The 12,815-nt window shown below is 43.0% G+C and carries 8 protein-coding genes and 1 pseudogene; 3 read left to right on the top strand and 6 right to left on the bottom strand.

All coding sequences use genetic code 11. The annotated features are described in order from the left end of the window. Positions 1-12 precede the first annotated feature (12 nt). Positions 13-987, bottom strand: coding sequence for a mannose-6-phosphate isomerase, class I (manA, locus tag DER53_RS04455; protein WP_062754511.1), 975 nt, complete (start codon positions 985-987; stop codon positions 13-15). A 160-nt stretch (positions 988-1,147) separates the two neighbouring features. Further along, the gene (locus DER53_RS04450) at positions 1,148-2,671 is read right to left on the bottom strand and encodes an FAD-dependent oxidoreductase (protein ID WP_062754509.1); all 1,524 of its coding nucleotides are present in this window, start codon (positions 2,669-2,671) and stop codon (positions 1,148-1,150) included. A gap of 216 nt (positions 2,672-2,887) precedes the next feature. Here DER53_RS04450 and DER53_RS04445 point away from each other — a divergent pair, with 216 nt between their 5' ends. After that, a complete protein-coding gene (locus DER53_RS04445) occupies positions 2,888-4,261 on the top strand; it encodes an ATP-binding protein (RefSeq protein ID WP_062754507.1) in 1,374 nt (457 codons plus the stop codon). Positions 4,262-4,455: 194 nt separating this feature from the next. Here the strand turns inward: DER53_RS04445 and pflA are convergent. From pflA to DER53_RS04430, 3 genes and pseudogenes are all read right to left on the bottom strand, one after another. After that, positions 4,456-5,206 (bottom strand): annotated as a pseudogene (gene pflA, locus DER53_RS04440) (pyruvate formate-lyase-activating protein). A gap of 55 nt (positions 5,207-5,261) precedes the next feature. Further along, complete coding sequence (gene pflB, locus DER53_RS04435) at positions 5,262-7,511, bottom strand: formate C-acetyltransferase (protein WP_062754503.1); 2,250 nt, start codon at positions 7,509-7,511, stop codon at positions 5,262-5,264. A gap of 258 nt (positions 7,512-7,769) precedes the next feature. Next, entirely contained in the window at positions 7,770-9,164 is a 1,395-nt protein-coding gene (locus DER53_RS04430) for an amino acid permease (RefSeq protein WP_062754501.1), read from the bottom strand. A 358-nt stretch (positions 9,165-9,522) separates the two neighbouring features. On the opposite strand from DER53_RS04430, the gene DER53_RS04425 reads away from it, so the two are divergent. Next, positions 9,523-10,236 (top strand): TrmH family RNA methyltransferase, encoded by a 714-nt coding sequence (locus DER53_RS04425; protein WP_015865385.1) that lies wholly within the window; start codon positions 9,523-9,525, stop codon positions 10,234-10,236. A gap of 6 nt (positions 10,237-10,242) precedes the next feature. Here the strand turns inward: DER53_RS04425 and DER53_RS04420 are convergent, their stop codons facing one another. Continuing rightward, a complete protein-coding gene (locus tag DER53_RS04420; protein ID WP_062754499.1) occupies positions 10,243-11,070 on the bottom strand; it encodes a basic amino acid ABC transporter substrate-binding protein in 828 nt (275 codons plus the stop codon). 249 nt (positions 11,071-11,319) lie between these two features. On the opposite strand from DER53_RS04420, the gene putP reads away from it, so the two are divergent. Next, a complete protein-coding gene (gene putP / locus DER53_RS04415; RefSeq protein ID WP_062754497.1) occupies positions 11,320-12,774 on the top strand; it encodes a sodium/proline symporter PutP in 1,455 nt (484 codons plus the stop codon). Positions 12,775-12,815: the final 41 nt, after the last annotated feature.

Raw genomic sequence — 12,815 nt, 5'->3', positions numbered from 1 at the left:
GCTGTCTCATATTTAAGAGGCAGCTCCTTTTTGTACTAGAGGCCATGAAGCAATCATTTCGAGCGTTCCGTTTATGGAAAAACGCCCAAATTGATATGGAAGAATGAAATGATCCCCTTTTTTTAGATCGTATGAACCGCCTTCCGACACTAGCTTGCCTTCTCCATTAAGAACGCTAACGATGAGAAAATGTCTCGTTTGGTCCAAGTTGACAGTTCCATTAACCTCCCATTTTTGTACACCAAAGTAGTCGCTTTCGATAAATGTTGTAATCGTGGCATCGTCAACTTGGGTGATGTTCGGATGAACATTCGCGTCTCGATGTGGAACGGTAATGACGTCTAACGCTTTGTCTAAATGCAGTTCGCGTTTCTTCCCGTTGCTGTCGACGCGGTCATAGTCATAGACGCGGTATGTTGTGTCAGAGCTTTGTTGTGTTTCTAAGACAAGCGTCCCTTCGCAAAGGGCGTGAATTGTGCCGCTAGGGACATAGAAAAAGTCGCCAGGTTTAATCGGAATTCTGCGAAGCAACTTGTCCCATTGGCCGGTTTCCATCATTTCTTTCAGTTCTTCTTTCGTTTTCGCATGATGTCCGTAAACAAGTTCCGCATCTTTTTTGCAGTCAATAATATACCAACATTCTGTTTTTCCAAATTCGCCATTTTCATGTTTTTGTGCGTATGCGTCATCAGGATGCACTTGCACTGATAAATCAGCGTTGGCATCTAAAATTTTCGTCAACAAAGGAAAACGGTCTGATGGAAAGTGGCCGAATAAGTCGCGTCGCTCTTCCCATAATTGTCCAAGCGTCATTCCTTGAAACGGCCCGTTTTTGATCACGGTTTGTCCGTTTGGATGTGCGGAAACTGCCCAGCATTCCCCTGTGTGTGTTGACGGGATGGAATAGCCGAATTCATCCGCCAATTTCGTGCCGCCCCAAATTCGCTCTTGAAAAATAGGAGTGAGAAAAATTGGTTCGATTTGCACGGAAATCACCCCTTTTATATACAATGTGCCTGATATGATTATACAAAAAAGAAAGGCGCTTTGCACTGATCACGAAGAGCACAAATGTAAGTGCATTCTATTAGCATAATGATATAGTTTGCAGATGCAACAAAGGGCCGCCTTATCGGGCAGCCCTTTGTTATGATGGATCGTCCTCTATTTTGTTTAAAGGATATTTCGCCGGTCCTTCGACGACATCGCCGTGAATGGAGAATCGCGAGCCGTGGCAAGGACAATCCCATGTGCGGTCGCCGCTGTTCCATTCCAGTTCACATCCCATGTGGGTGCATGTCGTGTCAACGATGAACAATGTCCCGTTTTCGTCCTTATACGCACCGGCACGTTTCCCGTTCACGACAACAACTGCGCCTTCGCCGTTTGCCAAGTCTTCCGGATTGCGGACGACCACCTCCACTTTTCCTTCGATGAGGTGTTTGGCGACATCAAGGTTTTGCGTGAGAAAATGTTTGACGCTCGGATCGGCATAAAAGCGCGACGGCGTATATAAGTCATGGTAGCGGTTGTTGCGTCCCATAACTAAGTCGCTGAGCAATAGCCCCGCGATTGTCCCGTTGGTCATCCCCCATTTTCGGTATCCTGTCGCGACATAGATGTTCGGCGTGCCTGCGGTCATGTTTCCGATGTAAGGAACTTTATCAAGTGTCGTTAAATCTTGCGCCGACCAACGGTATGGGATGTCAGTGACGGTAAATAGCTGAGAGGCAAAGCTTTGCAGTGCCTCGTAATGTCGCATCGTCGGGACGCCCTGTCCTGTCTTGTGGTTTTCGCCTCCGATTAAAATCAAGTTTTCCCCGTTCATCGTTGTGTAGCGGATGGACCGCTTCGGGTTATCAGCGCTCAAATACATGCCGCCTGGGTATTGCTCCGCTATTTTGGCTGCCAATACGTAAGAGCGCTCTGCGTACATGCGTGAAAAATAAAAGCCGCCGTCATAAAACGGAAAATGGGAACAAATGATGACATGTTCACACGTAACCCGTTTTTTGTCGCGGGTGACGACGGCAAGCGCCGCTCCTTGCTCGATATCGGCGGCGGGCGTGTATTCGTAGATTTTTCCACCTGCCTCGACAACAGCGTCGACTAGTTTCATTAAGTATTTCAGCGGGTGAAATTGCGCTTGATTTTTCATCACTACCGCAGCTTTCACAGGGATCGGAAGAGGAATCGATTCAACAAACGCTCCGTCAATGCCAAGCTTTTCATACGCCTTCCATTCGTTTATTAATTTTGTTAACGATGAGGAGGAATTGGTGTATATATATGCATCTTGCTCAATAAAATCGCAGTCAATCGCTTCTTGTTCGATTGTACTTCGAATAAAACGCAATGCTTCCGTACATGCTTCGTAGTACAGTTTCGCCTTTTCCTGTCCAAGGTGGTTGATTAATTCATCATAAATGATATCATGCTGAGCAGTAATTTTCGCGGTCGTATGCCCTGTCGTTCCGTTCAGAAGACGATCCGCTTCTAATAAAGTGACGCGCACTCCCTGTTTAGCGAGCAAATAAGCGGTCGTGATACCAGAAATTCCTCCGCCGATAATGGCGACATCGGTGCGAATATCTTCTTCTAGTTTCGGAAACGATGGAAGCTTGACAGATGTCCGCCAATACGGCTCTAGTGATGAAGGAAGAGATAGCATATGTAACAAAAGCCCCCTTACTGTGTTTTAATTTATATTAGTTTTGCTCACTTTTAGAAAAACTATCCATCTATTTTCCAACATGCAATAAACGTGTTGGGCATCTTCTTTCTTCTTTTTTTGGCAACTACACGCAACGAAAACGAAAGATGATACAATAAGAATAAAGAAGGGAGTAAATATTTTTATAAAATAATAATTAAAGGAAGATCGGAAGTGAATAAATATTCAAGTTTTTATGATGGGAATTCAACTGTTTGGCATGATAGTTCCATTTTGGAACACTATGGACTGCATGAATTAAATTTTGAATCGGTGAAAAGCTACCGGGAAAAGTTTGCAGCTGTCAAGCCAAACCATCCATGGAATGGGTTGGAGACGAAAGAATTTTTATACAAGATCGGTGCATGGGGAAAATTGCGAGATAGCAGCAAAGAAGGAGTTACATTAGCAGGGTTATTGATGTTTAGTGAGGAACGCATTATTACAGAAGTTTTACCGCAATATTTTCTCGAATATCGGGAAAGTTTGAACGGTATAGTAACGAACGATTGGACAAAGCGATTCACCTCTCAAGATGGTACATGGTCTGGCAACTTATACGATTTTTATTTTAAAGTGATCTCACAGCTTAAAAATAATAATGATATGGATCGCTCCATGCAAATTGCGCTGCACGAGGCGCTTGTAAACGCGATTGTTCATGCGGATTATTTAGGAGAAGGAGGCATTATTGTAGAAAAAGAAAACGGTGTGTTTCGCTTTGCCAATCCAGGATTATTTCGCATTCCGATTGATTCTGCTCTTTCCGGTCATATGAGCAATCTTCGCAATCCGAATTTGTTTAAAATGTTTATTTTGATCGGTCTTTGCAAGCGGGCTGGTTTCGGGTTAAAGCATATTGTTACAACATGGAGCAACCCTCAATACAAGCAGCCTGAATTTATTCAACATTCGAATCCAGAACGAACTGTCGTGATATTATATCCGTATGAAACAGCTGCATCATATGAAACAGATATATATCAAGATATAGAACAGCATGATGATAGTGAAATGGATCTTACATTAACGGAAGAAGACCTGAACTCCATAAATAAGCAACAAAACTCCGTAAATAACGAAGATAGCTCTATAAATAGCGAAGAAAACTCCGTAAATAAACAAGACAACTCCGTTAATAATCCGTTGAACTCCATAAATAACGGTGTTGACTCCGTAAATAAAGAAGGGAACTCCATGAATAACGAACCTAACTCCATAAATAAACGTCTTAACTCCATAAATAATGAACTATCTTCATCTGATCCGTACAAAGAAAAGAGTAAAATTGATGAAAAACTATGGAACATTGCGGAGTTAGCGAGAAAGAAAAAACGATTGCCTCCAAGTGTGATGGAAAATATTATTTTGCAGCTTTGCGAGCAAAGACCGCTGATGTTAAAGGAACTAGCAGCACTATTGGAAAGAACGCCAGATGGACTAAGGAATAACTATTTAGGAAAACTGATAGAGGAAGGAAAAATTCGTTTAAAATATCCAGATCAGCCGAACCATCCGAAACAAGCGTATATGAAAGCGACCGAATAGGAAGGCGCCCGTTAGGCGGCCTTCCTTTTTTATGTCATATCGGAGCCTTTTGCGATGTGTGATAAATGGTGCGATAACAGATGTTGATTAGAAAATACGACTCAGGTCTTAGAGAAAAATAACGCCTCGGCTCATTATCGAGATATGAAACGGTTGGTAGGATGGAGACAGAAGGGAGGTTATCATAAAAACAATTACGTAAGAGGCACTGTATCTTCTGTTCCGTTTAGGATTCGTTGTGCCATTTCCATGCTTTCTTCCGAAGGAGGTTCAATTCCTTCCAAAGGATACTTCAATCCAAGCGCTTTCCATTTGTATACTCCTAATTTATGATATGGGAGAATTTCAATTTTTTCTACATTATTTAACGTGCGAATAAAAGCGGCGAGACTGCGCAAATCATTCGGGTCGTCTGTAATGGTTGGAACGAGAACATGCCGGATCCAAATAGGAACGTTTTTTTCGGATAAGAACCGAGCAAATTGTAAAATATGTTGATTTGTTTTTCCTGTCAGCTTCCGATGTTTTTTTTTCGTCAATATGTTTTAAATCAAGCAAAATTAAATCAGTATAGGAAAGCAATTCGTTTAATTTTTGCTGGAACGACGCTTCCGCTGTGTAGCATCCTCCTGACGAATCGATCGCTGTATGAATGCCGAGTTTTTTGCATGCTTTAAATAGCTCGATTAAAAAGTCGATTTGCAACAAAGGTTCCCCGCCGCTGACGGTAATTCCGCCGCCGGAAGCGTTGATAAACGGCAAATACGTTTTTACATCATCGATAATTTCTTCTACGGTCATTTCTTTTCCTTTTCCGATTTCCCATGTGTCGGCGTTATGACAATATTGACAGCGCAGCAAGCATCCTTGTGTGAAGATGACATAGCGAAGGCCTGGGCCGTCGACGGTGCCGCATGTCTCAATCGAATGAATAAACCCTTTCATCGGATGGTCTCCTTCCTAAGAGAAATATCCCCCCTCAAGAAGGAGGGGGAGATCGTTACATCGTTTCGTGGAATGTGCGGTTAATGACGTCAATTTGTTGTTCACGAGTTAATTTAATGAAGTTGACGGCATATCCAGAGACGCGAATCGTTAATTGCGGATATTTTTCTGGATGTTCCATTGCATCTAATAACGTTTCACGATTCAACACGTTAATGTTGAGATGGTGTCCGCCTTTTTCCATGTAACCATCTAAAATGGCGACAAGGTTGCGAACACGGGCATGTTCTTCTTTTCCTAAAGCTTTCGGCACGATTGAGAACGTATTAGAAATGCCATCTAATGCATGTTCAAATGGCAATTTCGCGACAGAGCTTAACGAAGCGAGCGCTCCCTTCGTGTCACGGCCGTGCAGCGGGTTCGCTCCCGGGGCAAACGGTTCGCCAGCGCGACGGCCATCTGGCGTATTTCCTGTCTTTTTCCCGTATACGACGTTCGATGTAATCGTTAAAATCGATAACGTATGTTTCGAATCGCGATACGTTTTATGTTTTTTCAATTTCGTCATAAAACGTTCGACTAAATCAACCGCAATTTGGTCGACGCGATCATCGTTATTTCCGTATTTCGGGAAATCTCCTTCGATTTCAAAATCAACGGCAATGCCGTTTTCATCTCGAATCGGTTTGACTTTTGCGTATTTGATCGCACTTAACGAATCAGCGACAACCGATAGTCCGGCGATACCAGTTGCCATCGTGCGTAAAATATGCGAATCATGAAGCGCCATTTCAATGCGTTCATAACAATATTTATCGTGCATGTAATGAATGACATTGAGTGTATTAATATAAAGTTCCGCAAGCCATTCAAGTACATGATCAAACTTACGCATGACTTCATCGTAATCTAAATATTCGGATGTAATTGGCGCAAACTCAGGACCAACTTGTATTTTTAATTTTTCATCAACGCCGCCATTAATCGCATATAACAATGCTTTCGCAAGGTTGGCGCGCGCTCCGAAAAATTGCATTTGCTTGCCAATTCTCATTGGCGATACGCAGCAAGCAATTCCGTAGTCATCGCCGAATTCCACGCGCATTAAGTCGTCGTTTTCATATTGAATCGAGCTTGTTTTTATCGACATTTTCGCGCAATATTCTTTGAACGCTTCCGGCAATTGTTTCGACCAAAGTACCGTTAAGTTTGGCTCTGGCGCAGGTCCTAAGTTATCCAACGTATGAAGGAAGCGGAACGAGTTTTTCGTGACTAACGGACGACCATCGATCGCCATTCCGCCGATCGATTCTGTTACCCATGTCGGGTCGCCGCTGAATAGTTCGTTATATTCCGGTGTTCTGGCGAATTTGACAAGGCGCAATTTCATCACAAAATGGTCGACAAGTTCTTGCGCTTCTTTTTCTGTTAGCGTACCTTCTTGTAGGTCGCGTTCGATATAAATGTCTAAGAAGGTGGACACGCGGCCTAAGCTCATCGCTGCGCCGTTTTGTTCTTTAATAGCGGCAAGATAAGCGAAATAGAGCCATTGGAATGCTTCGTGTGCGTTTTGCGCTGGTTCGGAAATGTCGTAACCGTAGCTTAATGCCATTTGTTTCAATTCGTTTAACGCACGAATTTGTTCAGCAATTTCCTCGCGAAGGCGGATAATGTCTTCCGTCATCGTTCTTGCGCCAGTGTTTTTCAAATCCTTTTGTTTTTCTTCAATCAGACGATCGACACCGTATAACGCCACGCGGCGATAGTCGCCAATAATGCGGCCGCGTCCGTACGCATCTGGAAGGCCGGTGATAATTCCCGCTTTGCGCGCTAATTTCATCTCTTCGGTGTAAACGTCAAATACACCTTGGTTATGGGTTTTTCGGTATTCGGTAAAAATTTTTTTCACTTCGTCGCTTACTTTGTAGCCGTATGCTTCGCATGATTGTTGCGCCATGCGGATGCCTCCGAACGGCATTAATGCGCGCTTAAACGGTTTATCTGTTTGAAAACCAACAATTTTTTCCAAGTCTTTGTTTAAATAACCCGGTCTGTGGGAAGTGATGGTGGAAACAATGGATGTATCCATATCGAGAACGCCGCCTTTTTCGCGTTCTTGTTTCGACAATTCCATCACTTGTTCCCATAGTTTCTTCGTCGCTTCTGTAGGCCCTTCTAGAAATGACTCATCCCCATAGTAAACGGTGACGTTGTTTAAAATAAAGTCACGGACGTCAATGGACTTTTTCCATTTTGACCCTTTAAAATTTCGCCACGGGTCTAATACAGCAGTAGCTTGTTTCATAACAGATCCCCTCCCAATCGCCTGTAACTATAACAGACCAAAAAAATATATATAACAGATTTCAACTATACAATACTATATTTATTGACGCCTAGAACAATCTATTATTGAATAGTTTGTGAAATATTGAACAATATTAAATGAATGATGGTGTTGGTGTGTAACAGAGAGAAAGGGAGAAAGGATCATCAATGAACATGAAGAAGGATGTAAAAAAATAAACATCTCCATCCCTATAAAAGGGATGGAGACGGTTGTTTAGCTAACTTGTTTTTTATCAGAAGGGTAGGCATGGCGCTTATGCATGCCTTTTGCATAATAGACGACAACGAGCAAGATGAGCCAGGCTGGTCCAATGATAAGTGCGATTCGTGTGTCAGGGAAATATGCCATTAAACCGACAACTCCGACTAAAAAGGCGAGAGCGACATAAGAGCTATAAGGATAAAGCGGCATTTTATACTTTAATTGTTTTTGCTTTTCTGGGCTTAAGCGTTTACGGAAGTGCAATTGCGAAAGCAAAATAATCGCCCATGTCCAAATCGCGCCAAATGTCGCGACACTTGTGACCCATTGGAATACTTTTTCGGAAACGTAGTTTAAATACACACCGACTAACATCGCTAACGCCGTGACGATGAGGGCGACGCCTGGAATTCCGCGCTTTGTCAGTTTAGCGAAGGAAGGCGGTGCTTCTTTTTGCTCAGCCAAGTTGAAGAGCATGCGGCTTGTGCTGAAAATTCCACTGTTACAGGAAGACAACGCAGCCGTTAAAACGACAAAGTTGATGATTCCCGCAGCGGCGTGAATGCCGATTTTTTCAAATGTTAAGACAAACGGGCTTCCTTTTTCGCCGATTTCGTTCCAAGGGTAAATGGACATGATGACAAATAATGCGCCCACGTAGAAAATTAAAATGCGCCAAAATACGCTATTGACCGCTTTGGTCAGCGATTTTTCCGGATTTTTCACTTCGCCGGCCGTAACGCCGAGCATTTCAATTCCTAAGTAGGCGAACATCACCATTTGCAAAGACATTAACACACCGGTAAAGCCGTTCGGGAGAAATCCGCCATGTTCCCAAAGGTTGCTGATGCCTGTGGCGACTCCGCCATTGCCGATTCCGAACAGAATCATGCCCAAGCCAACGATGATCATAAATACAATGGTGACAATTTTAATAAGCGCAAACCAAAATTCTAATTCCCCGTACGCCTTGACAGCGAGGAAATTGATTAATGTCATCATTATTAAAGCGGCTAGCGCCCATATCCATCTTGGCGTATCAGGGAACCAAAATTGCATATAAATGCCGGCAGCGGTGATTTCCGCGATGCAAGTAACTACCCATAAAAACCAATAGTTCCACCCGGTTAAATAACCAGCAAGCGGTCCTAAATAGTCATGCGCGTAGCGGCTGAATGAACCGGCAACCGGGTTTTCCACGGCCATTTCGCCGAGTGCGCGCATAATAAAGAACATAATCGCGCCGCTTACCGCATAAGCAAGCAAAATCGCCGGTCCCGCTAATTTGATGGAAGATGCAGAGCCAAGAAATAGCCCGACCCCAATCGCTGCCCCAAGAGACATAAGAGAAATATGTCTTTCCTCTAATCCACGATGTAATTTTTGTTCATTTTTTGGAGTTTGCATAATCGTTTCCTCCTATCGATCGGGACAATTTTGTAAAAAGCAAATAAAAAATAAATTATTTTAAAAAATTTTTTAAAGCGTTTACATTTAATATAGTATATGCTGGATAAATATTTGTAAATGTATTTATATATGAAATAAGTGGTATCTTTGTTATTTAAATAAAATTAATAATATTCTAATAAATATATCATTTGCTTTGTAATATGTATTATGGTTCATGATAGGCAATAAAAAAATGGGAATGTATGGATTTATTAAGAAGTTTTTCGGCTTGTTGTGTTTGCTCGCATTGTCAAAATTTTGTACAATGAGATTCGTTCTAGGTAGATTATTAGAAGAAACGAAGGTGATGGCAATGAACGAGCAAGAAGCAAAAGCGTTCATTGAACAGCTGCAAAAAGAAGGGGTGTTGACGGAAGAAACGCGTCTTATTTGGGAAATGATTTTACCGGAACGGTTAAAGCGGATGTATGATGTACTTCAAAAGCGGACGCGTTATATTACGGTATTGACTGAAGCAGTCGACGATCCGCATAACCAAGCGGCGGTGTTGCGGACAGCGGAAGCGTTTGGCGTGCAGGATGTGTATGTCGTCACTGGAAAAGCGCCGTTTCAGCCGAACCCGCTTGTGACGCGACATGCCGATAAATGGCTGACGCTGCAGCAAAAACCGGATATTGTAACGACGATTAAAGAGCTGCAAGCAAAAGGGTATCAAGTGTATGCCAGCTATCTCGGCGAAGGAACGCTTCGCCTTGGCGACATCGATGTGTCGCGGCCGACGGCGCTTCTATTTGGCAACGAGCATAGCGGTGTGTCGCAAGAGGCGATTCGTGCCGCTGATGCGACGTTTATGATTCCAATGTATGGGTTTGTCCAAAGTTTTAATATATCAGTGGCGGCAGCGCTTGCGTTATACGATGTAACCGAGAGAGCGCGCCAACAAGCAGGCGAGCGCTACTATTTACCATTTCAAGAAAAAAAGGAGCTATTTGAAAAATGGATGTGGCAAACGTTAAATCCGCGCATTCGCGAACGGCTGGCAAAGCAGCTGGGTCGTTCTGTTTAGCCTTCCCTAAATGCGAGGGAAGGATTCTTTTTTGTTTGCGGATGGAAACAGCATGGCGAAGACCAGCTTTTTGCTGTTGTGGTCCGTAAAAAACCTTGTCGCTTCGTCCACTTTTGGCTTCAAGTCGCTTCCTTTCGGGAGCATCAGCCCGTAAAACTCAGACTCGAAATGTTCTGGATCGGCGATGGTTTTGATTTTTTTATCCGGATTGTTTTTCACATACTCGCTTGCCACCGCGTTGTCCGTAACGACCGCCTCGACGCCGCCGTTTAATAAGTCCATAATCGCCACAACCGTGTTTTCGAATTTTTTAATGTTTTTATTTTCTTTTCCAAGCAATTTTTCTACTGCTGCTTGTCCCGTGGTGCCGTTTTGGACGCCGATCGTTTTTCCTTTTAAGTCAAGCGCATTTTTGATTGGACTATTTTCTTTCACCATAATCATATAGGTGGATTCAAAATAAGGAATGGAGAAATCGTATGTTTGTTTCCGCTTATCATTGATCGTGATGCCGGAGATCGCCATATCGATTTCTTTGCTTTGCAATGCGGCAAAGAGCGGATCCCAGCCGATATTTTTCAGTTCATAGTCGATGCCAGCTTCTTTCATAACCGCATCTAACAAGTCAACGTCAAAACCGACGATTTCCCCTTTATCCATGTACTCAAACGGTGCAAACGCAGCGTCTGTTCCGACGATAATTTTTTTCTTTGTTTCCTCTTTTCCCGAAGAGGAAGAAGAACTCGGTTCCGCAGATTTTCCACCACATGCAGCCAACGCTGTAAGCAACGCAAGCACTACAGCGATCGTATTAATAAACCTCCTCACTATTATATTCTATTAGTTGAATTTCAATTTATAATATTCTTGAAACAAATGAATATTCATTTTTATAAAATAATGTAGCAGAAGTGGGTTGGTTTATTTTTATATTATAAATTAATTGAATATTCGTTTTGTTTTTTGGAAAACCTTATAATATATTTATGTTCTAAACAATTGGAAAATTATAATTATTATTGTAAAAATAATATTCTTTCGTTATGATGATAGAGAAGGCAACAAAGGAAAGGGGAGAATGCCTTGGTATTGATTTCTGTCGCAGTGTATATGATTGGGATGCTTCTTATTGGGTATTGGGCTTATAAACGTACGTCCAACCTTTCCGATTATATGCTTGGGGGAAGGACGTTAGGCCCTGCGGTCACAGCGCTCAGTGCGGGGGCTTCCGATATGAGCGGTTGGCTGTTGATGGGGCTTCCAGGAGCAATGTATGCGCAAGGATTAAGTGCATCATGGATTGTTATTGGGCTTACGCTTGGAGCATATGCGAATTGGTTATATGTTGCGCCTCGTTTGCGTGTATATACGGAAGTAGCAAATGATTCGATTACGATTCCGGAATTTTTGGAAAATAGATTCGGCGATACATCGAAGCTGCTTCGGTTAATTTCCGGTCTTGTTATTATGATTTTCTTTACCTTTTATGTATCTTCTGGTCTTGTATCTGGAGCGGTGCTGTTTCAAAACTCATTTGGCACAAGTTATCATACAGGGCTATGGATTGTTGCTGGTGTCGTTGTTGCGTATACATTGTTTGGAGGATTTTTGGCTGTTAGTTGGACCGATTTTGTGCAAGGAACGATTATGTTTATTGCTCTTATTCTTGTCCCGGCCGTAACGCTTTTCCATACGGGCGGTGTCGGCGATACGTTTACTACCATTAAAAACATTGATCCTAATTTGCTCGATTTATGGAAAGGAACTAGCTTCCTCGGTATTATTTCGCTGTTTGCGTGGGGTCTCGGTTATTTCGGACAACCGCACATTATTGTCCGTTTTATGGCGATTTCATCGGTCAAGGAAATGAAAAATGCCCGCCGCATTGGAATGGGGTGGATGATTTTCTCCGTTGTCGGCGCGATGTTGACAGGGTTATTTGGAATCGCCTATTTTTCTGAGCACGGTCCGAAGCTTGGCGATCCGGAGACCGTCTTTGTCAAGCTCGGAGAAATTTTATTTCATCCGCTCATTACCGGATTTTTGCTTTCGGCGATTTTAGCGGCGATTATGAGCACGATTTCTTCGCAGCTTCTGGTGACGTCAAGTTCCTTAACGGAAGATTTATATAAAGTATTATTCCGCCGTTCGGCTTCGGATAAAGAATTAGTTTTCGTCGGCCGGCTTTCCGTGCTCATTGTAGCGTTAGTAGCGTCGGCGTTGGCGTATACGAAAAACGATACGATTTTAAACTTGGTCGGCTATGCGTGGGCAGGTTTTGGCGCTTCGTTCGGTCCCGTCATTTTATTAAGTCTGTTCTGGCGGCGCATGACGAAATGGGGTGCGCTTGCCGGCATGGTTGCAGGAGCAATGACCGTTATTCTCTGGACGCAATCAGCGTATTTAAAAAGCTTGCTTTATGAAATGATTCCAGGCTTCGCTGCGAGTTTGGCGGCGATTGTGATCGTCAGCTTGTTAACAAAGGCGCCGGAAGGTAAAATTGCTGAGCAGTTTGACCGTTTCAAAGCATCGTTATAAGAAAAAAACCCGGACGTGTTGTCGCATCCGGGGTTTTTTTC

This window comes from Parageobacillus toebii NBRC 107807 (assembly GCF_003688615.2).
Lineage (GTDB): Bacteria > Bacillota > Bacilli > Bacillales > Anoxybacillaceae > Parageobacillus_B > Parageobacillus_B toebii.
Note: the sequence above shows the minus strand (reverse complement) of the source record. Positions and strands in the feature narration are given on the sequence as shown.